This is a genomic window from Mycobacterium sp. DL99, from assembly GCF_004762045.1.
In the GTDB taxonomy this organism is placed as follows: Bacteria; Actinomycetota; Actinomycetes; order Mycobacteriales; family Mycobacteriaceae; genus Mycobacterium.
This window is the reverse complement of record NZ_SJOM01000007.1, coordinates 2,881,305-2,903,022: the sequence shown is the minus strand read 5'-3', so window position 1 is coordinate 2,903,022 and position 21,718 is coordinate 2,881,305. Positions and strand designations below refer to the sequence as shown.

Annotated in this window: 18 protein-coding genes; 4 read left to right on the top strand and 14 right to left on the bottom strand. The window is 67.4% G+C overall.

Going from position 1 to position 21,718, the window contains the following annotated elements; translation table 11 throughout:
• Positions 1–48 precede the first annotated feature (48 nt).
• Entirely contained in the window at positions 49–1,332 is a 1,284-nt protein-coding gene (locus tag EYZ64_RS14485; protein WP_210115652.1) for an MFS transporter, read from the bottom strand.
• 191 nt (positions 1,333–1,523) lie between these two features.
• Between EYZ64_RS14485 and EYZ64_RS14480 the strand changes: the two genes are divergently transcribed.
• Both EYZ64_RS14480 and EYZ64_RS14475 read left to right on the top strand, forming a co-directional pair.
• Positions 1,524–2,726 (top strand): serine hydrolase domain-containing protein, encoded by a 1,203-nt coding sequence (locus tag EYZ64_RS14480; RefSeq protein WP_135454135.1) that lies wholly within the window; start codon positions 1,524–1,526, stop codon positions 2,724–2,726.
• Between the two features lie 45 nt (positions 2,727–2,771).
• Positions 2,772–3,986, top strand: a complete 1,215-nt coding sequence (locus EYZ64_RS14475) for an FAD-dependent monooxygenase (protein ID WP_135454133.1) — start codon at positions 2,772–2,774, stop codon at positions 3,984–3,986.
• Here EYZ64_RS14475 and EYZ64_RS14470 read toward each other — a convergent pair.
• Both EYZ64_RS14470 and EYZ64_RS14465 read right to left on the bottom strand, forming a co-directional pair.
• Positions 3,952–4,194 carry a hypothetical protein gene (locus EYZ64_RS14470; protein WP_286174906.1) on the bottom strand — a complete coding sequence of 81 codons (243 nt, stop codon included), beginning with the start codon at positions 4,192–4,194 and terminating at the stop codon, positions 3,952–3,954. The genes EYZ64_RS14475 and EYZ64_RS14470 overlap by 35 nt on opposite strands.
• A 55-nt stretch (positions 4,195–4,249) precedes the next feature.
• The gene (locus EYZ64_RS14465; RefSeq protein ID WP_135454130.1) at positions 4,250–6,856 is read right to left on the bottom strand and encodes a LuxR C-terminal-related transcriptional regulator; all 2,607 of its coding nucleotides are present in this window, start codon (positions 6,854–6,856) and stop codon (positions 4,250–4,252) included.
• 142 nt (positions 6,857–6,998) lie between these two features.
• Between EYZ64_RS14465 and EYZ64_RS14460 the strand changes: the two genes are divergently transcribed.
• Positions 6,999–7,895, top strand: coding sequence for an SDR family NAD(P)-dependent oxidoreductase (locus tag EYZ64_RS14460; RefSeq protein WP_135454128.1), 897 nt, complete (start codon positions 6,999–7,001; stop codon positions 7,893–7,895).
• Positions 7,896–7,932: 37 nt separating this feature from the next.
• Here EYZ64_RS14460 and EYZ64_RS14455 read toward each other — a convergent pair whose 3' ends face one another.
• The 7 genes from EYZ64_RS14455 to EYZ64_RS14425 all read right to left on the bottom strand — a co-directional run bounded on the left by EYZ64_RS14455 (position 7,933) and on the right by EYZ64_RS14425 (position 15,309).
• Entirely contained in the window at positions 7,933–8,427 is a 495-nt protein-coding gene (locus EYZ64_RS14455) for a DinB family protein (RefSeq protein WP_135454126.1), read from the bottom strand.
• A gap of 159 nt (positions 8,428–8,586) precedes the next feature.
• On the bottom strand, positions 8,587–11,265 hold the full coding sequence (locus EYZ64_RS14450) for a fumarate reductase/succinate dehydrogenase flavoprotein subunit (RefSeq protein WP_135460007.1): 2,679 nt from the start codon (positions 11,263–11,265) through the stop codon (positions 8,587–8,589).
• A 5-nt stretch (positions 11,266–11,270) separates the two neighbouring features.
• Positions 11,271–12,032, bottom strand: a complete 762-nt coding sequence (locus EYZ64_RS14445) for an ABC transporter ATP-binding protein (RefSeq protein ID WP_135454124.1) — start codon at positions 12,030–12,032, stop codon at positions 11,271–11,273.
• Positions 12,029–12,889, bottom strand: coding sequence for an ABC transporter permease (locus EYZ64_RS14440; protein WP_286174905.1), 861 nt, complete (start codon positions 12,887–12,889; stop codon positions 12,029–12,031). Before EYZ64_RS14440 ends, EYZ64_RS14445 begins: the two co-directional genes overlap by 4 nt.
• Positions 12,886–14,316 (bottom strand): ABC transporter substrate-binding protein, encoded by a 1,431-nt coding sequence (locus tag EYZ64_RS14435; protein WP_135454122.1) that lies wholly within the window; start codon positions 14,314–14,316, stop codon positions 12,886–12,888. Before EYZ64_RS14435 ends, EYZ64_RS14440 begins: the two co-directional genes overlap by 4 nt.
• Before the next feature lie 10 nt (positions 14,317–14,326).
• Complete coding sequence (locus EYZ64_RS14430; protein ID WP_003880761.1) at positions 14,327–14,554, bottom strand: 4Fe-4S dicluster domain-containing protein; 228 nt, start codon at positions 14,552–14,554, stop codon at positions 14,327–14,329.
• Positions 14,551–15,309 (bottom strand): GntR family transcriptional regulator, encoded by a 759-nt coding sequence (locus EYZ64_RS14425; protein WP_286174902.1) that lies wholly within the window; start codon positions 15,307–15,309, stop codon positions 14,551–14,553. The genes EYZ64_RS14430 and EYZ64_RS14425 overlap by 4 nt, the downstream gene beginning before the upstream one ends.
• Before the next feature lie 288 nt (positions 15,310–15,597).
• Here EYZ64_RS14425 and EYZ64_RS14420 point away from each other — a divergent pair, with 288 nt between their 5' ends.
• A complete protein-coding gene (locus EYZ64_RS14420) occupies positions 15,598–17,109 on the top strand; it encodes an HNH endonuclease signature motif containing protein (protein WP_135454120.1) in 1,512 nt (503 codons plus the stop codon).
• A 103-nt stretch (positions 17,110–17,212) separates the two neighbouring features.
• Here the strand turns inward: EYZ64_RS14420 and EYZ64_RS14415 are convergent, their stop codons facing one another.
• From EYZ64_RS14415 to EYZ64_RS14400, 4 genes are all read right to left on the bottom strand, one after another.
• Entirely contained in the window at positions 17,213–19,462 is a 2,250-nt protein-coding gene (locus EYZ64_RS14415; protein ID WP_135454118.1) for a molybdopterin-dependent oxidoreductase, read from the bottom strand.
• Between the two features lie 91 nt (positions 19,463–19,553).
• On the bottom strand, positions 19,554–20,042 hold the full coding sequence (nusB, locus tag EYZ64_RS14410; protein ID WP_135454116.1) for a transcription antitermination factor NusB: 489 nt from the start codon (positions 20,040–20,042) through the stop codon (positions 19,554–19,556).
• A 2-nt stretch (positions 20,043–20,044) separates the two neighbouring features.
• The gene (gene efp / locus EYZ64_RS14405; RefSeq protein WP_044518154.1) at positions 20,045–20,608 is read right to left on the bottom strand and encodes an elongation factor P; all 564 of its coding nucleotides are present in this window, start codon (positions 20,606–20,608) and stop codon (positions 20,045–20,047) included.
• A 24-nt stretch (positions 20,609–20,632) separates the two neighbouring features.
• Entirely contained in the window at positions 20,633–21,718 is a 1,086-nt protein-coding gene (locus EYZ64_RS14400) for a M24 family metallopeptidase (RefSeq protein ID WP_135454114.1), read from the bottom strand.

Sequence of the window (21,718 nt, the reverse complement as noted above, 5' to 3'; positions counted from 1 at the left end):
CGAACTGCGGGGTAGCTTAGCAGGCCGCAAACACCCGGCCCGCCACGGTCACCTCGCAGAGTCTCTCGGTACGGCGTCCAGTTCGGTTCCCTTTGTCTCGGGCAGCAGCACGGTCGAGACGATGCTGACGACGACGAAAGCCGCCATCATCGCCCCGACAGCCCAGCTACCCAGCGTGGCCACCAGCACTCCGGCGACCAACGGTGGAATTGCCCCGCCGACGATGCCGGCCAGGTTGAACGAGAGACCCGCGCCGGTGTAGCGGTAACGCGTGGCGAAGATCTCAGGCAGGAACGACCCGATCGGCCCGTAGGACAGGCCGAAGATGCAGAAGATGCCGGCGATCGCCACCGCGAAGCCCACCGGTGAACCGGAGTCGATCAGCGGCATCACCACGAACGCCCATGGCAGGGCCAGCCCGAAGCCGGCGAGAATGACGCGCCGGCGGCCGTACCGGTCGCACAGCACCGCCGAAATCGCCGAGAAGATCATCAGCGCGACGCCGGCGAGCACGCCGACGCCGAGGATGAGGCTGCGCGGGTGCCCGATGCGGGTGCTGGCGTAGCTCATCAGGTAGGTGCCGCCCAGGAAGCTCATGGTGAAGATGCCGACCATGCAGCCCGCCGCGAGCGCCACCTGTCGGCTCTGAGTCCGGAACAGTTCGCTCAGCGGCGCCTTGGGCACACCGCCGGTCACCTGCTCGCGGGCGAAGACCGGCGTCTCGTCGATGCTCAGCCGCACGTACAGCGCCACGATCAGCAGTACTGCGCTGAACAGGAACGGCAGCCGCCAGCCCCAGTCCAGGAACACCGCGCTCTTCTCGCCGACGGTCAGGCTGACGATGAAGACCACCAGGTTGCTCACCGCGAGCCCGGCGCCCGCACCGAGTTGGGTGAACATCCCGTACATGCCGCGCTTTCCGACCGGCGCGTACTCGGCGCTCAGCAGCGCCGACCCGGCCCATTCTCCGCCGACGGCGAAGCCCTGCATCAGTCGCAGCACCAGCAGGATGATCGGCGCGGCGACGCCGATCGTCGCCGCGCTGGGCACCAACCCGACGCAGATGGTCGACAGACCCATGATCAACAGCGTCGCGATCAGAGTCTTCTTGCGGCCCAGTCGATCTCCGAAATGGCCGAACACCGCGGCACCGATCGGGCGGGACAGGAACGCGACCGCGAACGTGCCGAGTGAGGAGATGGTCGCCATCGTGGGACCCATGTTCGGGAAGAACACGTGAGGAAAGATCAGCGCCGCGGCGGTGCCGTAGATGTAGAAGTCGTAGAACTCGATCGCGGTGCCGACAAAGCTGGCGAATGCCACCCGCTTCATGGGGTGGGGCTCGGGTGTGGAGCCCGAGCTTGGGTCGCCGTCGATCTGGTCCTGCTGGGTCATCAGCCTCTTCTCACGCCATATCCGCCAGGGAAGTATCGCCCAAGCCGCGGCGATTCTTGTGGGGAATGCCCGGCAGGGCCCGGAGACTGGACTGCCGAGCCTTCCAGGGGGCCGCTAACGTGGCCCGGGTGAACCTCGACGGCAACCAATCGTCCATCCGTGAGGCCATCGACGCCGGACTGCTGGCCGGCGCGGTAACGCTGGTGTGGCAGGCAGGCAAGGTCCTGCAGGTCAACGCCCTGGGGCACCGCGACGTCGACGCAGGGCTGCCGATGCAGCGCGACACCGTCTTCCGGATCGCCTCGATGACAAAGCCTGTGACGGTGGCCGCGGCGATGGCGTTGGCTGAGGAGGGCAAGCTGGCCCTGAACGAGCCGGTGACCAAATGGCTGCCCGAACTGGCGGACATGCGTGTGCTGCGTGATCCGCGCGGTCCGCTCGACCGCACCGAGCCCGCGCGCCGGCCCATCACCTTCGATGATCTGATGACCCACCGCAGCGGCCTGGCCTATGTGTTCTCGGTGCTGGGTCCGCTGGCGTCGGCATACGGCAAGTTGTCGCTGCGCCAGGACCAGGACCGCTGGCTGGCCGAGGTGGCCAAGCTGCCACTGGCGCATCAGCCCGGTGACCGGCTCACCTACAGTCACTCCACCGATGTGCTGGGAATCGCGCTGTCCCGGATCGAGGGCAAGCCGTTGGCCCAGGTGCTGTCCGAGCGCATTTTCGCCCCGCTCGGCATGGTCGACACTGGCTTCTCTGTCGACGCGGCCGGCCGGCGGCGGGCGGCGACGATGTACCAACTGACCGCCGACAACACCCTGACCCACGATGTGATGGGTCCGGCACCGATCACCGATCCCCCGTTCTGCACGGGCGGGGCGGGGTTGTTCTCCACCGCCGACGACTATTTGAAGTTCGCCCGGATGTTGTTGGGCGGCGGCACGGCCGACGGCGTACGCGTGCTGTCCGAGGAGTCGGTACGGGTGATGCGTACCGACCGGTTGACCGCCGAACAGAAGCAGTTCCAGTTCCTCGGGGCGCCGTTCTGGGTCGGCCGGGGCTTCGGCCTGAACCTCTCGGTGGTGACCGACACGGCGAAGTCGCGCCAATTGTTCGGGCCGGGCGGACCGGGCACATTCAGCTGGCCCGGCGCCTATGGAACCTGGTGGCAGGCCGACCCTTCGGCGGATCTGATCCTGATCTATCTGGTTCAGAACCATCCGAATCTGTCGGTGGACGCCGCCGCTGTCAGCGGCAACACCTCAACGGCCAAACTGCAGACCGCACAACCCCGATTCGTCCGCCGCACGTATCAGGCGCTCGATCTCTGAGCGACTGATCGGCTCACCGTCACAGCGGCGCATACGCTGTGGCGCATGGAGCAGCCCACCATTCTTGTCAGCGGCGCCGGAATCGCCGGACCTGCATTGGCCCACTGGCTGAGCGATTTCGGATACCGGGTGATCGTGGTGGAATCCGCGCCAGGGATCCGGCCAGGCGGACAGACTGTCGACCTGCGTGGTGCCGGTCGCGACGTGGTGACCCGGATGGGTCTGATGGCCGAACTGCAGCGCCGGTTGATCGACCAGCAAGGGATAGCCTGGGTACGCGCCGACGGCAGCCGCCGCGCGGAGATGCCGGTGACGGCGTTTCACGGCAACGGCGTGGTGTCGAAGCTGGAGATCCTGCGCGGTGATCTGGTGGACACACTGTACGAGTCCACCAGGGCGCGCGCCGAATACCGATTCGGCACCCGCATCACCGTGCTGCATCAAAGCCCCGGCGGTATGGAGGCGGTATTGAGCGACGGCACCACGGTGACTGCGGATCTGGTGGTCGGGGCCGACGGGCCACACTCCTCGGTTCGCCGGTTGGCGTTCGGTCCCGAGGAGCAATTCGTCAAACTGCTCGGCGGCTATAACGCCTGGTTCACCGGCCCGGACACCGCCGGACTGGACGGCTGGTATCTCATGTATCAGAAGCCCGGGCTCAACGCGTCGATGCGCCCAGCACACGACTCGGCGCTCTGCAAAGCCGGATTGGCGTTCCGATCTGAGCCGCTGTCGTTCGACCGCCGCGACCCTGATGAGCAACGGGCGTTGCTGGCAAGGTATTTCGCTGACGCCGGCTGGCACTGCGAGGCGTTGCTGGCGGCGGCAGAACATGCAGACGACTTCTATTTCGATGCCTTCCTGCAGGTGCACATGCCGACGATCTCGAACGGTCGGGTGACGCTCGTCGGCGACGCCGGCTACTGCGCCTCACCGCTGTCGGGTATGGGCACCAGCCTGGCGCTGGTCGGCGCTTACGTCCTGGCCTGCGAACTCGGCCCGGCTGAATCCCTTGATGCCAAACGGATCCCAGGCGCGCTGATGCGCTATGAGGCGGTGATGAGGCCTTACATCGACCGGTGCCAGACCCTGGCGCAGGGTATCGACGGCTACCTCCCCAGGTCGTCCAGCGACGTAGCGGTAATGGCTCAGATGATGAAATGGATGCAGCGCCGGCCTTTTCGTCGGTATGCCGAGCGAAAATGGTTCACCACCGCCGACTCGATCAACCTGCCGGACTACCCGTTGCCGGTGGGCTGAGGTCCCGCCAAGCACCTCGGCGAGCAGACGCTGCCGCCAGCTTCGCCTCGGCGATCCGGTAGAGGCCGTCGAGTGCGGACTCCTCGATACTGAGGTATTCACAGACGACCTCGCGGGCAACCCCGGCGTCGCGCAACCGCAATGCCAGCGAGTACGGCAATGGCAGTTGCCGTAGCGCCTGCTCGCGTTTCTCGCCCTCGTCGGCCATGCGATCCAGGATGCGATGGATCAGCCGAGCCGAAGCGAGTAACCCCATACTCGAATCAGCGGTGCCGTCGGGGTAGCAGCGCGACCAGTTCGGCCCGGGTGGACACCCCGGTTTTCGCCATCGCGCGGTAGATATGTCCCTCGACGGTGCGCACCGACAGCCGCAGCCGGTCGGCGATCACCCGGCTCGACACCCCGGTGCCGAGCAGCATGGCGATCTCGCGCTCCCGGTCGGTCAGGGGCAGACGTTCGGCGGTGGCGACCAATGCCGGGGTGGTTGCACCGCCGCACGCCTCGGCCAGCGCCGTGGCCCGGGTCGCGGACGCCATCGCCGATCCGCGCATGCCTTTGCGCCGGTACGCCACCGCTGCCAGAGCAGCAGCGTCGGCGGCCGCCACCAGGTCGCCGAACTCCTCGAATGCGGTTGAGACCTTTGCCAACCCGTCACCGTCGTCTCGGGCAAGGGCCAGGGACAGTGCGGCGGCGGCACCGACCCGCGGTCCCTCGACCATCCCGGTCAACTCGTCGAGCCGGCGCGTACGGGAATGGTCGCCGAACTGTGCCGCGGTCTGTAGGCACCACACCTCGGCCGCCAACTGCCCGTTGGCCCCGGCGGTGTCGGCGGCCTCGAGCGCGATGTTGACGGCCTCCGATACCGCGCCCTGGGTCGCAGCGACCCAGGCCCGCACCAAGTCGTGTTCATAGGCGAGATAGCGCCAGCTGGCATGACGGTATCCGTCGAGTTCGGCCAGGGTGCCGTCGTCGGCCATACCCCGGATGGCCAGCGCCGTCACCCGAGGCAGGTGGAAACGGTAGCCGAAGCCGTTCCTCTCCCCCGCGGCCCGCATCATCTCGACCACCGGATCCAACAGTTCGGCCACGACGCCGAGCTGTCCGGCTCCCGAGGCGGCACGACCTGTCAGCGCGACGCCGAACAACTGGGCTGCGCCGGGCAGGTTCGCGGCGTGCCGGCTCAACTGCTTGGCCTCCTCGCGCGCCTCCCGGATCCTCCCGGCCAGCAACAGCGCACCGATGTGTGCGTCGGCGATGACGAACCGCGTGTGCGCGGCATCGAAGGAACCGTCCGTGATGCGGTAACCGACGTGGGCGGCTGTGACGGCCTCGTCCGCCCGGCCGGCATCGCCGCACGATGCGGCCACCGCCCACGTGGTCACCGCGCCCACGATGGCGGGCAGAGCGTCCAGATCGAGGCCGCCGAACGCGGCCCTGGCCCGCTCTGGATCGCCCATCGCGGCCCAGTACACCGTGTAGAACGCGTCGATCGCGGCCCGGGCTTCCGCCGGGATGCCCGCCGCCGCCTCGTCGACATGCCGCTTGGCGCCGACCGGATCGGCAAGCGACCACAGCATGTTGGAAGCGCGCAGGAAGGCGAGCCGGGCCCGCCCGTCGTCGGTGAGATCGGCGGTCTCGATGGCGTCGAGCACGGCGTCTGATTCCTCACCCCGGCTGAGCCACGACAAGGCGTGCGCGCGAATGAATTTCGCCTCTGCGTCGGCGCCGGCCTCGATCGCCCCGTGAGCCAACCGGTCGGCCAGCGACAGATCGGACATCCACACCGCGCCCTGTGCCGCCCGGGTCAACAACTCGGGATCGAGCGCCAGATCCGAATCGAGCATCAGCGCGGCCCGCCGCACCACCACCCGCATGGCGTCGCGGTCCTCCCGGTCACCGAGCGCCGTGGCCACCATCCCCCGCAGCCGGCGCAAGCGTGAACCCGGCACCCGGTTGCGTCGCACCTCGGCGTAGAGCGGGTGGGCGACGCGGACCTCGCGGTCGGTGGCATCGATCGTGATCAGGCCACGTGTCTCGGCAGCAGCCACCGAATCGGCATCGGTGATCGCGGTCAGCCGGTCCAGCTGGATCGGCTCGGCCACCGCCAGGACATCGACGACCTCACTCACCTCCGGCGGTAGCGCGCCGATCCTCGTCTCGATCAGTTCGACCAGCCCGGGCGGCATCACCGGATCTCCGGTCCACCGCCAGCGGCCCTCCTGACAGGCGAGCCGGCCCTGGGTGACTTCCTGTTCGACGATGTTGCGCAGGTAGAGCACGTTTCCCCGGGTGAGCCGCCATAACCGTTGTGCCGCTTCGGGATCGAGGGGGCCGCCGAGCGCGGCTGTCAGCAACCGGGTCGACTCGTCCCGGGACAGCGGCTGCAGGTCCAGCCGCTCGAACCGGCCACGGTCACACGCCGTCAGAACCTCGGCGGGTACCGGTGCACCGGTACGCACGGTCAGCAGGAGCTTGGCCGCGTCGCGCTGCACGATCTGTTGCAGCACGAAACCCGACAACCCGTCCAGCAGGTGCGCGTCATCGACGCAGACCAGCACCGGCTGACCGTTCGACGTCTCGGTCAGACCGTCGATCACCCGGCCGACCAGTGCCACACTGTCGGCATCCGACGTTCCCACCCAACGTGCAAACGTCCCCAACGGCAGCGCCCGGGCGGCTGATGTCCCCACCGCCCAACGGGTTTCATTGCCGGTGGCGCCCACGGTCGAGAGTGCTTCACGGGCGATACGGCTCTTGCCGACTCCGGCAGCTCCATAGATCACAATCCCGGACAGTTCGGTGGAGACCAGCGCGGCGTCGATCAGTCGGGTCTCCTCCAAACGCCCCGTCAGCGGCCAGGCCAGTCGCACGCAACGAGAGTAAGCCGAGGCAAGGTCGTTAGCACGGGTAACGACGAACTTCGGTGTTGCCGCTCGGCAGTGTGGAGAGATCAACCGGGATTACCCGGCAGGTAATTGTCTCGCTCACCGTCACCGCGCGATCCTCGACAACATGTTCACAGAGCCGCTACGCACACCAGACATCCACCGACTGACCGACCCGAAGGCCGATTCGACGCTGGCCGGGAAGGTAGCGGTCGTGACCGGCGCCACCGGTGGCATAGGCGCCGCAGCGGCCGAGGTCTTCGCGGCTCACGGCGCGTCCGTGCTCATCAGCGGACGTCAGGTGGATCGCGGCGAATCTCTGGCTGCCCGACTCGGCTCGTCGGTAGCATTCCACCGCGCCGACGTCGCCGACGAATCGCAAGTGCGCGGGTTGATCGAACATGCGCTGGAGCGATTCGGTCGGCTCGACGTGCTGATCAATAACGCGGGTACCTCGGGCACCCTCGGCTCCGTCGAGGAACTCGACCTGGGCGCCTTCGCTGAGACCCTGCGGGTGCATGTGCTCGGGATGGCCGCCGGGATCAAGTACGCCGCAGGGCCGATGACCATTCAGGGCGCTGGCAGCATTGTCAACGTGGCCAGCCTGGGCGGACATATTGCCGGGTGGACACCGGTGGACTACTCGGTGGCCAAGGCCGCGGTGCTGCAGTTGACGCGATGCGCCGCAGTGGAGTTGGGTGAGCAGGGCGTGCGGGTCAACAGCATCTCCCCCGGACCCATCCCCACCGGTATCCAGCTCAAAACCACTGGTGTCGACTCAGACGCCGCCGAGCAGGCGGCCCCGGCGCTGCAAGCCATGTTCGCCAGCGCCCTGCCGACGTGGCAACCGATGAAGCGGGTCGGCCGGACCGACGACGTCGCCGCCGCCTTGCTCTGGTTGGCCAGCGACGCCTCGAGTTTTATCAATGGCCAAGACCTCGCCATCGACGGCGGCATTTGCGCCGGACGGCCGGCCTCGATCTCGGCCAACGAGTATCTCCAGCTGTCCCAGCTGCTCAAGTAGTGAGCGCCTAGCGGGAAACTTCGGTGCTGCCGCTGGGTCACCGGCCGGTCGCGCCGTCGATCAGTTCGCGCAGAATGTCAGCGTGGCCGGCATGGCGGCCGGTCTCCTCGATCATGTGAGCCAGTGCCCAACGGACAGTGGGTGCGGGCCCTCCCGGCCGCGGTCGAGGAACCGGTGCAGACAGATCGGTGCAGTCGTCGAGCACTTCGTTGGCGCACTCAACTGCCTTCCGGTAGCGGGCGACGACATCAGCGATGCTGTCCGACGGTTCGACCGAGAACGTTGCCTGCCAGTCGGTGACGTCGTCCCCGAGAAAGATCCACCGTTCGACGTAGGTCAGGTGGTTGAGGAGGCCGAGCAGCGTGGTGCCCGATGGCACCGACGTCGTCCGTGCCATCGGTTCAGGTGCGCCGTCGACCTTCGCGGCGATCGACGTGCGGAGGTAATCGAGAAATCCGCGCAAGACCTCGGATTCGCTGTTCGCGGTACGGGGCGGCGGATTGTCGTGTCGGCGGTGTTGGCTGGTGGCCACCGGCCTCCTTCCTGCACTCGGGAGGGTCTGACTGCGGCACCCAGTATCACCGGAGCGGCGCCTTCCGACACGAAACTTGCTGTTCTGGCAAGGCAGCCCGAACCCCTCGCCGATCTCGCCAAAGGTGTACTCGCCCAAGCCGCGCGGGTGCGCCGCCGCTCACCCGGCCAAAGCCTGGCGGGCGTACGCGCGCACATCGGCATCACTGTCGTCCAAGGCCACGGTGAGTGCCTGACGGGCCGTCGACTCCGAACCCGCCCACCGGCTCAGGCTCAGCACAACGGCCTTGCGGACATCGAGATGCTGGTCGTCCAGCGCCCGCGACAGGGTGGGAACCGCCACTTCCGGTAGGGCCCCGGCCAACGCCCGTGCCGCGCCCTGGCGGATCTGCCAGGCCGACTCCGTGAACGCCTTCTCGACACTGACCACGTCGTCCCCGGTGCAGCCAACCGCGCCGAGTGCCGCCAGGGCCGCCGCCCGCACCAGCGGATCGGTGTCGTCGAGCGCCCCGCGCACCGCATCGGCGCCGGCACGCAGGGTCGCCAGTCCGCCTACCGCGGCGATCCGGACCTCCCGGTTCTCGTCGGCGGTGGCTGCCGCCACCCCGGTGTGGTCGTCGACCGACACCAGCGCCCGCATCGCCTCGATCCGCACCCGGTGATCGGAATCGGTCGACGCGAGGCGGTACGCCTGGGCGTCGCCGACCCGCCGGGAACTCAACAGGTAGACCGTGACCGCACGGACCACCGGGTCCGCGGACTCCAGCCGGTCGGCGAAAGCGCCCGGGTCGGGCAGGACCTCGACGAGTTCACGTACCGCATCCGCGGTTTCCCGTCGCACCTCGGCGTCGCCATCAGCCAGTGCGGCAACCAGCACGGGCTGGTACCCGTCGGGCAGATGCTCGACGAGAGTGGCGACCGCGGTTCTGCGCACGCCGGGGTCGGAATCTGCCAGGTAGGCGCTCAGATCCTCCAGGGAGGGCTCCTCCAACGCCAGGACCGCCGCGATACGTGGTGACGGCGGTTGCGCGGATCCGGCCGGGCGCACCCGGGAGCGTTCGGCGGCAGGCGCCCGGCCGCCGTGCAGGTGGGGCTGTTCGACGGTGGTCACCGGATCGTGGGAAGTCAGGTGGTCCAACTCCGGCACCGCGACGAAATACGGTGCCACCGGCCGCTTCACGAACTGCATGGCGCCGTCGGCGTCCTTGTAGAGGTTGAGGTGGTAGCGCCACTGCGCATCGTCGCGCTGCGGCAAATCGGCCCGCTCGTGGTACAGCCCCCAGCGTGACTCGGTGCGCGTGAGCGAGGACCGGGCCGCCATCTCCGCGCAGTCCCGGATGAAGGACACTTCCGCGGCGCGCATCAACTCGTGCGGGGTACGTGCCCCGATGCCCTCGACCTCGGTGGTCATGCGCTCGAAGGTCTGCACCGCGATCGACAACTTGGTGGCGGTCTTCGGCGGTGCCACATAGTCGTTGACGAACCGCCGCAGCTTGAACTCGACCTGCGGCTGCGGCGGACCGTCCGGGTGCCGCAGCGGACGATAGATGAGCTCGTGGGCCTGGGCCACCTGATCGTCCGGAAGCTCCACCGGCGCAGCCACATCCGACAGTGTCGAGGCGGCGTGCTCGCCGGCGAGATCGCCGTATACGAAGGCGCCGATCATGTAGTTGTGCGGAACGCACGCCAGATCTCCGGCCGCGTACAGGCCGGGCACCGTGGTGCGGGCATGCTCGTCCACCCACACTCCGGAGGCGGAATGCCCTGAGCACAAGCCGATCTCGGAGATGTGCATCTCGATGTCGTGGGTGCGGTAGTCGTGTCCGCGATTGGCATGGAACGTTCCGCGGGTGGGTCGCTCCGTGGTGTGCAGGATGTTCTCCAGCGTGGTCAGTGTTTCATCGGGCAGATGGCTGACCTTGAGGTAGATCGGCCCGCGGGCCGATTCGATCTCCTCCTTGACCTCGGCCATCATCTGGCCCGACCAGTAGTCGGAGTCGACGAACCGCTCCCCCAACGCATTGACCTGATAGCCACCGAATGGGTTGGCCACATAGGCGCACGCCGGTCCGTTGTAGTCCTTGATCAGCGGATTGACCTGGAAGCACTCGATTCCCGACAGTTCGGCGCCGGCGTGGTAGGCCATGGCATATCCGTCGCCGGCGTTGGTGGGATTCTCGTAGGTGCCGTACAGATATCCCGAGGCCGGAAGCCCGAGGCGGCCACACGCGCCGGTGGACAGGATCACGGCCTTGGCCGCCACCGTGACGAATTCTCCTGTGCGGGTGTTGAATGCAGCCGCACCCACCGCCCTTCCCCCTTGGGTGAGCACACGGACCGGCATGAGCCGGTTCTCGATGCGGATCTTCTCGCGCATCGAGCGTTGGCGCAGCACCCGGTACAGCGCCTTCTTGACGTCCTTGCCCTCGGGCATCGGCAGCACATAGGAGCCCGAACGGTGCACACGCCGCACGGCGTACTCACCGTGCTCGTCCTTCTCGAACTTGACCCCGTACCGTTCGAGCCGCTGCACCATCGCGAACCCACGGGTCGCGGTCTGATAGACGGTGCGCTGGTTGACGATTCCGTCGTTGGCCCGGGTGATCTCGGCGACATAGTCCTCGGGCTCGGCCTTGCCGGGGATGACGGCGTTGTTGACGCCGTCCATGCCCATGGCCAGCGCTCCGGAGTGCCGCACGTGGGCCTTCTCCAGCAGCAGCACCTGGGCGCCGTTCTCGGCGGCGGTCAACGCCGCCATGGTGCCCGCGGTGCCACCGCCTATCACCAGCACGTCGCAGTCGATGCGAATCGCGTCTGAAATATCGGGAATCTGGGTCAATTCGGTCACGGTTGCTCCAGGGCGGCAATGATCTCGGCGCGCAGCGCGGATCGTTCGGGATGGTCGGTTCGGGGCTGGGCCACCTCGATGAGGGTGCGCAGCGGCTGTCCGGCACGGCCGAGCACCGCAACGCGGTCACCGAGCGTGAGCGCCTCGTCGACGTCGTGGGTGACGAACACGATCGTGGTCGGATGGGCCTGCCAGGTGTCGATCAGCAACCGCTGCATAGCCGCCCGGGTCTGGGTGTCCAGCGCGGCGAACGGTTCGTCCATCATGACCGCACGGGGCGCACCGGCCAGCCCGCGTGCGAGTTGAACCCGCTGCCGCATACCGCCGGACAGGTTCTTCGGCAGGAACTCGGCGAATCCGGACAGGCCGACCTCGGCGATCCAGCGGTCGGCACGTTCGCGGCGACCCGCCTTGGGTTCACCCCGCAGCTGCAGGGCCAGCTCGATGTTGGACCGCACCGTGCGCCATGGCAGCAGCGCACTGTCCTGGAACACCATGCCGCGGTCCCGTGAGGTGGTGGTGACCGGATCGCCGTCGGCCAGCACCCGGCCGGCGTCGGGCCGCAGCAGCCCGGTCAACGCGCGCAACACCGTGGACTTCCCGCACCCCGACGGACCGGTGAGCACCAGGATCTCACCGGGCTCGACGGTGAGGCTCAGATCGTCGATCACCGGAGTGCCGGTGTAGGACAACCGGATTCGATCGAGTTCCAATCGCATTCCGGTGGCGGCCCGGCTAGCGGTGTCGGTGGGGCTCATCGCGTCACCTCCTCACCGCGCGGCAACCAACGCGTCGCCCGCCGGCCGATGAACTCGACCGCCGCGGCGGTCACGAAACCGAGTACGCCGATCGTGATGATGCCGACGAACACGTCGGGATAGTTCAGCACCGTGTACGCCTGCCAGGTGCGGTAACCCACACCGAGGCGGCCAGAGATCATCTCGGCCGAGATCACGCAAATCCAGGCAACCCCCATGCCGACCGAGAGCCCGCCGAACAGTCCGGGCAGGATGCCCGGCAGCACCACCTGGCGCAGCACGTCGAGATGACCGCCACCGAGGGTGCGCACCGAGTCCTCCCAGATGGTCGGAAGCGCACGCACCGCATGCCGGACGCTGACCATGATCGGGAAGTAGGCGGCCAGGAACGTGATGAACACGATTCCCGCCTCATCGCTGGGGAACAGCAGGATCGCCACCGGCACGATGGCGATCGCCGGTATCGGCCGGGCCAACTCGGTGAGCGGACCGAAGATGTCGGCGAACCAGGCGGTGCGCCCCAGCAGGATTCCGGTGATCACACCGACCACCGCGGCGACCCCGAACCCGGTGAGAATCCGGATCAGCGACTGGCCGAGGTCCAGCCAGTACTCCGGCGTGCCCAGCCGGTTCACCAGGGCCGCGGTGATTTCGGTGACGGTCGGCAGAGTGTCGAACCGCAGCCCCACCCGCACGTTGTTGGCGGTCAGCAGCTGCCAGAGGACGACCGCGCCGACCACCGAGGCCAGCCGCACCAGACGATGCGGCCAGACCGAAGGCGTGCGGCGGTGATGGGTTTCCGCCGGGTCGACGGGAGGGTCGCCGACCGTGACGGGCGGGGTATCGGTGGTGGTCACACCGCACCTGCCAGCGCTTGGCGGTAGTCGACGATCGCAGCGCCGGGATGCGCAGCGGTATAGCGTTCGGCACCGGCCTGGGTTCCGAACGGTAGGAAGCCCTCGGCGCCCGGTGCGGGCAGCCGCACCCACACGGACTTGTCGGCGAACCACCGGGTGCCCAACTCGGCGTCGGAGACATAGGCGGCGCGGACCTTCTTGCCCTCGCCTTCCGCCTGCCGGATCGCCTTGAGCAGGCAGACCGGCGTCGCGGCCGCCGTGGTGGTGTCCGATCCGTCGAGCCAGAGCTCGCCGGCCGTGGCGGGATTGTCGACGGCGGTGTGGCACACCGGGTCGGTGCCGCCCAACGCCGACGGGTTGGCGTTCGAGTTCAAAGCCTTGTCATAGTCCTGACCGCGCGCGGAGTACGCCGCCCGCAGGGGTCCGTCCTGCACGAAACCGGTCACATCGAGGTCGGCGAAATTGTCGATCGACTTCAGGTACGGCACATCGCCTTTGAGCGCGTCGATCAGTGACGGCTTGAGGGTGGTGTCGAACGAGGTGCCGCCCGGCCCGTTGTACAGGTAAACGACCTCCTGCGGCAGCCCACTGCCCTCGGCCACCAGGCGGGCCGCCTCCAGCGGCTTGGTGTTGAGGAAGTCGGTGGCGTCGAGTTGCGCCTGCAGGAACGCGTCGAGCACCTCAGGGTGCTCAGCCGCATACGCCCGGCGAACCACCACACCGTGCAGGGTCGGGTAGTTCAGTTCGGCACCGTCGTAGAGCAGCTTGGCCTTGCCCTGGTGGACCAATAGACCCGGCCAGGCGACGAACTGCGAAAGTGCCTGGACCTGACCGGATTCCAGCGACGACGCGCCGACCTGAGGCTGCTGGTTGAGCACCTCCACACCGGTCTTGGCGTCGATCCCGCCCTTACCGAGGGCCTGCACCAGCATGCCGTGGCCTGCCGATCCGACGCTGGCCGAGACCTTCTTGCCGGCCAGGTCGGTCAACGACTTGGCCGGCGAATCCGGTACCACCACAACCATGTTCAGTGCACCCTTGGGGTTGTACCCGGTGACCGACACGATCTCGGTCTTGGCGCGTTCGTTGGGCTGTGTCTTGGACCCGTTGATGAGCATCGGATAGTCGCCCATCGAGCCGATGTCGATCTTCTCTGCCACCATCTGCGCGGTGATCGGCGCGCCGGTGTCGTAGTCCTGCCACGTCACGTTGTACTTGGTGCCGGTGCGGGTCGTGATGTCAGCGAGACGGCGTTCCAGGTACCCCTGGGCGCGCAACAACGTTCCGGCGGTGACGGTGTTGATGGTCTTGGACTGGTAGCCGACGACGACGTCGACGGTGTCGGCCGATTTCGTCGCCGAGTCCAGGGAGCAGCCGGCGGTCGCGAGCGTGAGACCGGCGGTGAGGGCGATCAGGGCTGTTTTCACATCGGGTCCTCTAGCGGATGAGATAGGGCATGTTGACGGTGACGGCGCCGGTGGGACAGCGGGCCGCGCATGGGCCGCAGTACCAGCACTCGTCGACGTGCATGAAGGCCTTGCCGTTCTCGGGATTGATGGCCAGCGAATCCAGTGGACACACGTCGACGCACAGCGTGCAGCCCTCGATGCACAGTGACTCGTCGATGGTCACCGGGACATCGGCGCGCTGATTGACCAGTGTCATGCGTCTCTCCTAACGAGGTTGCCGCGCATGGTGATTCGGTCACCACGCATCCTGATGTACTCCAAGTCGACGGGCGTGCCGTCGTCCAGACTCGTGAGCCGTTCGGCCATCAGCAGCGCCGATCCAGCCGGTACCTGCAGCGTCGCGGCGGAATGCGGGTCAGCCGAAACCGCTTCCAGGGCAAGGCTTGCCCCACCCAGTCGGCGACCACTGACGCGTTCGATGAGCGCGAAGATGTCATTGCTCTCCAGCGGATGACCGATCACCTGCTCGCCGATCTCGGGAGTCAGGTAGGTCAGATCCAACGACAGCGGTAGGTCGGCGAGGTAGCGCAGACGCTCGATGAACACCACCTGGGCGCCGGGTTCCAGCGCGAGCTTGCGCGCCACCGCGGGCGGGGCCGAGAGGCGCTGCACGGCACGGACTTCATTACGGACGTCGCCGTAGTCCTTGAAGGTCTCCTTGAGTCCCACCAATGCGTCGAGGCCGTGGTCGTACTTGCGGGCCGCTACGTGCGTGCCCACCTTGGTGCCGCGGTCGATCAAGCCTTCGGTCTTGAGGACGGCGAGAGCCTCACGGATGGTGTTGCGGGAGACGAAGAACTCGGCGGCCAGCTCCGCCTCGGCCGGCAGGGCCCCGTCATACGTGCCTTCGTAGATCTGGTGGCGCAGTACATCGGCCACCTGGCGCGCCTGATCGGCACGCGCACGGCGACTCGGCAGCGATACAGGATGGGCTTCGGGCTGGGACGACACGCACTCAAGGTAAGGGGCGATTCATGCGTGTCGCAGTGCGGCGAATCTGCCGTTTGCCCAGGTTAACTGATTGCGCCGCCGGCCGACGAGCCGTACCTGGCGAAACCGCCGTTGCGGCTCGCATTGCGCCACCTCGGCCCGGACAAGAATTTACAAATCGCGATGATCGAAACGTCGCCAAGATCCGATTGAGTCAGCCCGAGGCGGGCCCGAAAAACTTTGGCCACTTTGACCACGTGAGTCCCAATTGGCGGATCCTTGTCAGGATGTCGAACTAGTGTTCGAATCATGGTAGTCGGGTTGGCGCAGGACCGGGGTGTGGTGCAGGCCGCCCAGGCCGGCCGCCGCGCCGCCACCGCGGCGCTGGCCGATGCTGATTTCACCGGGTTCGCCACCGCGGAGTTGCTGGCGCTCCAGTCCGAACGGGAACGGCAGGCCCGCACCGAGGCGATGATCGATCACCGGATCCAAGCCGCCCTGATGACTGCGGCCGCCCCGCACGAGATCGGCGGCAAGTCCTGGAAGGACGTGCTGGCCACCCGGATGCGGATCAGCGGCAAGCAAGCCGCACGCCGCGTGGCCGCCGCCGCCGAACTGGGCCCGCGCTATGCCATCGGCGGTGAGGTACTGGCACCGCGACTGCCCGCCTGCGCCACAGCACTGCTGGCCGGCACGATCAACACCGAACACATCACCATCATCGGTGACACCCTGGGCAAAGCGGCCCACTACGTCAGCACCGCCGAACTCGCCCAGATCGAATCCGACCTGGTGGCCGCGGCGACCCGGGACACCCCCGAAACACTGAAAGCCGCCGCCGACAAACTGCTGTATCTGCTCAACCAAGACGGCGACTCACCCGATGTCGCAGCACACCTGCGTGGGCTGCGGATCGGCACACAAGACGCCGACGGACTGGTACACGTCCAGGGCTGGCTGGACCCCGAGACCGCGGCATACCTGACCACCGTCACCGGCGTGTGGGGTGCACCGGGCATCAACAACCCCGCCGATCCCGAACCGATCCACAACCCCACACCCAACCCAGTCGACACCCCCGACACCGCAGCAGTGCCTGACGTGCCCGAGACCGACGTGGACGATCAATACAGTCCTGCTCACGAGGCTCCCGACGCCTCTCACGAGCAAGGCATCGCTCACGACCAACAGGACCAGGACGCGGCGGCCCGCCGTGACACCCGCACCCAGGCCCAGCGCAATCACGACGCGCTCAAAGTCGCATTGCGGGAACTGCTGATGTCCAAACGACTCGGCCAACACGGCGGCCTTCCGGTCACCGTGGTCGTCTCCACCACACTCGCCGAACTCGAAGCCGGCGCCGGAATCGCCGTCACCGGCTCAGGCATCCGGATGCCGATGAAAGACCTCATTCGCTTGGCATCCCACAGCTTTCACTACCTCACCGTCTACACCCACCACACCGCAGAACCCCTGTACCTGGCCCGCACCCAACGATTGGCCACCAAAGCCCAACGACTGCTGCTCTACAACCGGGACCGCGGCTGCACCCGCCCCGGCTGCACCGCACCAGCCGACCACTGCCAGGTCCACCACGCCAAAACCGACTGGCAACACGGCGGACAGACCAACGCCCCCGACCTCGCACTGAGCTGCGGACCCGACAACCGCCTGGCCGGCCTCGGCTGGACCACCACCATCGACCCAAACACCGGCCGCACCCACTGGCACCCACCACCCCTGATGAACACCGGTCAAGACACCCTCAACCACCACTTCCACCCAGAAGAACTACTCGTTCCCCCGGAACCAAGTGGTTGACGGGACCAACCCGCGACCCACTGCGCTCATCGCAATCACGCTGTCATACAACGTGATTGACTCCCATCAGGGCGCACTCGATATGTTCCGTGAGTGGTGAACGCTAGATCGTCGTCCGGCTGACCGTGACCGGGATGCCGTTGAGCGCACCGTTTCCGGACGGCTCATCGATGAAGTCGGGCAACGACAAGATGTTGGTGTTCACCCCGGGTGACGCGTTCGCGACGCCAAGCCGCGTGCCGGGCTGACCATGGCCCCAGCCGTGCGGCATCGACACCACGCCGAGCTTGATCGCGTCGGTCACCTCGACCGGCACCACGATCTTCCCGGCGCCCGAGGCCACTTCCGCGCTGTCGCCATCGGCGATGCCCCGCGATGCCGCATCCTGGCTGTGCATCAGCAGGGTGCATCGGTCGCGTCCCTTCATCAACGGGCCGACGTTGTGGAGCCAGGAGTTGTTGGACCGCAGATGCCGCCGGCTCACCAGTACCAGTTGGTCGGGGGCGCGATCGAGACGATCGGCCAGCCGCGGCAGGTCGTCGAGCAGATACTGCGGGGCCAGCCGGATCTTCTGGTCGGCGGTGCCGAGCACCTCTGGAACCCGGGGCACCATCGGCCCATAGTTGATTCCGTCCGGCTGGGCCTTGAGCTTGTCCAGGGTCAGACCGTCGGGATTCTCGCCGTACCGGTCGCCGAACGCGGCGGTCCGCAGTGTCAGATCGAGCATCCGCTCGGGACCGCCGTGGTCGTAATGCTTACGGATCTCGGCCCCGTCGAGCCCCTGGGTGAAGCACAGGTAGTCGAACCAACCGTCGTCGAGCGCGGCGATGTCGACATCCTCGGCCGGGGTTCCGGTGCACAGCCCGGTCAGCCGGATCAGGATCTCCCATTCCTCCGGTGCGTCGGGATCCTCGCGATGGAACACCGGCGGCGAGTACCGGGCGAAGCTGTTGATCGCCGCACCCAGCAGCAGGTCTGCGGAGTGCGGCTGCTCGAGCGCCGAGGCGCCGGGCAGGATGACATCGGCGTGCCGGGTCGTCTCGTTGAGCCACAGGTCCACCGAGATCATCGCGTCCAGCTGCGGCAACGCCTCGTCGAGTTTGTCGCCACCGGGAGTGGAGAGCACCGGATTGCCCGCGACGGTGATCAGGGCTTTGAGCTGCCCTTCGCCGGGGGTGGTGATCTCTTCGAGCATGCATGACACCGGGACCTGACCGAGCACCTCTTTGGCTCCGCGGACCCGGGTGCGGTAGCGGCCGAAGTTCGGCGCCCCGTCCTCCAGCCCAGGGATCGGCTGGCTCGTAATCGTCCATGCCGTCGGCCGGGCGAACATCGCGCCGCCGGGGGTGTCGAAATGCCCGGTGACGATGTTGACCACATCCACCAGCCAACTGGCCAGGCTGCCGAACTCCTGATTGCAGGTGCCGATCCGACCGTAGACCACCGCGCGCGGCGTACCGGCCAGCTCGCGAGCCAGGCCGCGAATGCGCTCCGCATCGATACCCGTTGCGGCAGCGACCCTTTCGGGTGACCAATCGGCCACAGCCTGCTGCAGCTCGGGCACCCCGTCGAGGTGCTGTTCCAGCTCGCCGAGATTGACCAGCCCTTCGTCGAACACGGTGTGGACGATCCCGAGCAGCAGCGCCGCGTCGGTGCCCGGCGTGATCGGCAGCCATTCGTCGGCCTTGGCGGCGGTCTGGGTCCGCACCGGGTCGATGACGATCACCTTGCCGCGCTTACGGATACCGGCGATGATGCCCATCACGTCGGGGGCGGCCAAGAGCGATCCCTGCGAGGCCGCCGGGTTGGCACCCATCACCACCAGCAGGTCGGTGCGCTGGATGTCCGGTGTCGGGAAGGCCCACCAGCTGCCGTACATCAGGTGCGACGACAGGTTCTTCGGCCACTGGTCGATGGTGCCCGGCGAGTAGGTGATCGGCATACCGGACAGGCCGAGCAGGATGGCCGAGTAGCGGGACAGCGAGAACGAATGCGCCAGCGGATTTCCGGTGTACGCCGCGACCGCGCCGATACCGTGCTTCTCGATCACGGGAGCGAGCAGTTCGGTGCAGCGACGGAACGCGGTGTCCCAGTCGACCTCGTGCCACTCGCCGTCGACCTTGATCATCGGCCGCCGGATCCGGTCGGGATCGTCGTGCAGCGCGGCCAGCGAGGCGCCTTTCGGGCAGATGTGCCCCGCACTCCACTGGTCGGACTTGTTCGGCCGAACGCTCGCCACCTTGCCGCCGGAGACCTGGATCTCCAAGCCGCACATGGCCTCACACAGCGGGCAGGCGTGCAGGTGCAGGCCGTCCTCGCCGACGTCCGCAATGCTTCTCGGCTCGTGTCCCATCAAGGCCTCCGGATGTCGGTACGGGTGAAAACACACGTAACAACATCGTGGCACCGAACGGCATCGATGATCCCGATGTCCGGGACAGTCCCTACTGTTCGGGGCGGTCCTGGATCGCGCCCTGCACGGCCGCGGCGGCGGCCCGGATCTGCGGGGTCACCAGCATCACCTGGCCCAGCACCCCGTTGACGAATCCGGGCGACTCATCGGTGGACAGCTCTTTGGCGAGCTCGACGGCCTCGTCCACAGCGACGGGTTCGGGGACGTCCTCGGCGTGCAGCAGTTCCCAGACGGCCACGCGGAGGATGGCCCGGTCCACGGCAGGCAGCCGCTCCAGCGTCCACCCCTGCAGGTGCGCCGAGATGAGATCGTCGATGTGGGCGGAGTGCTCGGTGACGCCGCGCGCCACCGACACCGTGTAGGGGTTGAGCGGCGTGACGTCGGCCTGATCCTCGGCCAGCGCGGCACGACCATCGGCCACCGCCTCCGGCGTCAGACCGCGCGCCTCAGCCTCGAACAACAGATCGACGGCGCGCTTGCGGGCCTGGTGACGGCCCCGGTCACCACGGCGGTCAGGCATGGTCAGCCATTCACGCGGCCGAGGTAGCTACCGTCGCGGGTGTCGACCTTGAGCTTGTCACCGGTGTTGATGAACAGCGGCACCTGGATCTCGGCGCCGGTCTCCATGGTGGCGGGCTTGGTGCCGGCGCTGGAGCGGTCACCCTGCAGGCCGGGCTCGGTGTGGGAAACCTCGAGCTCGACGGACACCGGAAGTTCCAGGTACAGCGGCGCGGACTCGTGGAAGGCGATCTGCACCGGCAGGCTCTCGAGCAGGAAGTCGGCCAAGCGGCCGACGAGCGCCTCGGACAACGGATGCTGATTGAAGTCCTCGGAATCCATGAAGACGAAGTCGTTGCCGTCGCGGTACAGGTAGGTGGCGTCACGGCGGTCCACGGTGGCGGTCTCCACCTTCACACCGGCGTTGTAGGTCTTGTCGACGACCTTGCCGGACACCACGTTCTTCAGCTTCGTCCGCACGAAGGCCGGCCCTTTGCCCGGCTTGACGTGCTGGAATTCGACGATCTGCCACAGCTGTCCATCGATTTGCAGGACGAGCCCGTTCTTGAAGTCGGCAGTCGATGCCATGAGGGTGTAGCTCCTAAGCTTTTGTCACAAAATGGCCAGTTCCTTGGGGAACCGGGTAAGCAGGTCGGGTGCCGCCTCTCCGACGACCAGGGTGTCCTCGATCCGGACACCGCCGCGATCGGGCAAGTAGACACCTGGCTCAACGGTGACCGCTGAGCCAGCAAGCAGTGTACCGGCGGCAGCGGCATTGATTCCCGGCGCTTCGTGGATCCGCAGCCCCACTCCGTGTCCGAGGCCGTGGCCGAAGTTGTCGCCGTAGCCGGCATCGGCGATGACCTGGCGTGATGCGGCATCCACCGTGCTCAGCGAAACCCCGGGGGCCAGCGCTTCGCAGCCGGCCTGCTGAGCGGTGGCCACCAGGTCATAGATGTCGCGCTGCCACTGTGCCGCCGGGCCCAGCACGAACGTGCGTGTCATGTCGGAGTGGTAGCCCTCCACCAGGGCCCCGAAATCGATCTTCACGAAGTCCCCCGCCGCCAGCACCGCATCCGTGGGCCGGTGGTGCGGGATGGCCGAGTTCGCGCCCGTCGCCACGATCGTCTCGAAGGACGGCCCGTCGGCGCCGTGATCGAGCATCAGGGCTTCCAGCTCGTTCCGCACCTGACGTTCGGTGCGGCCCGGCCGCAGGCCACCGAGCTCCAGCAGATCTGTGAGCGCCGCGTCGGCGGCCTCACAGGCCAACCGCAGCATCGCGATCTCCCCGGCGTCCTTGATCTCGCGCAGGGCCTCCACGGTGCCCGCCGCGCGCACCCACTCGACCGTGTCGCCGGCAGCCTTCTTCAGGGCGGCGAAGGAATCCACGGTCACCACGTGGCTTTCGAAACCCAGCCGCAGCGCCCCGCAACGCGCCGCGCGGCCGGCCAGATGCGACCCGCAGGCCCGCTCGATGACCACCTCGGCGTCCGGGGACTGCTGCGCGGCCTGGGTGCGGTAGCGCCCATCGGTGGCCAGCACCGGGGTGGCATCCTCGGCGAGGACCAGAAGCGCCGCGTTCGAACCGGTGAATCCGGACAGATACCGCACGTTGACCAGGTCTGTCACCAGCATCGCGTCCAGGCTCAAGTCGGTCATCCGACGCCGCAGCCGATCCCTGCGCTGGGAAATAGTCAC

What these genes read in the sequence shown, in the direction of transcription:
- EYZ64_RS14485 (WP_210115652.1), bottom strand. Translation starts at nt 1,332, where the DNA reads ATGAAGCGGGTGGCATTCGCCAGCTTTGTCGGCACCGCGATCGAGTTC.
- EYZ64_RS14475 (WP_135454133.1), top strand. Translation starts at nt 2,772, where the DNA reads ATGGAGCAGCCCACCATTCTTGTCAGCGGCGCCGGAATCGCCGGACCT.
- EYZ64_RS14470 (WP_286174906.1), bottom strand. Translation starts at nt 4,194, where the DNA reads ATGGCCGACGAGGGCGAGAAACGCGAGCAGGCGCTACGGCAACTGCCA.
- EYZ64_RS14460 (WP_135454128.1), top strand. Translation starts at nt 6,999, where the DNA reads ATGTTCACAGAGCCGCTACGCACACCAGACATCCACCGACTGACCGAC.
- EYZ64_RS14445 (WP_135454124.1), bottom strand. Translation starts at nt 12,032, where the DNA reads ATGAGCCCCACCGACACCGCTAGCCGGGCCGCCACCGGAATGCGATTG.
- EYZ64_RS14430 (WP_003880761.1), bottom strand. Translation starts at nt 14,554, where the DNA reads ATGACACTGGTCAATCAGCGCGCCGATGTCCCGGTGACCATCGACGAG.
- EYZ64_RS14420 (WP_135454120.1), top strand. Translation starts at nt 15,598, where the DNA reads ATGGTAGTCGGGTTGGCGCAGGACCGGGGTGTGGTGCAGGCCGCCCAG.
- EYZ64_RS14415 (WP_135454118.1), bottom strand. Translation starts at nt 19,462, where the DNA reads ATGGGACACGAGCCGAGAAGCATTGCGGACGTCGGCGAGGACGGCCTG.
- nusB (WP_135454116.1), bottom strand. Translation starts at nt 20,042, where the DNA reads ATGCCTGACCGCCGTGGTGACCGGGGCCGTCACCAGGCCCGCAAGCGC.
- efp (WP_044518154.1), bottom strand. Translation starts at nt 20,608, where the DNA reads ATGGCATCGACTGCCGACTTCAAGAACGGGCTCGTCCTGCAAATCGAT.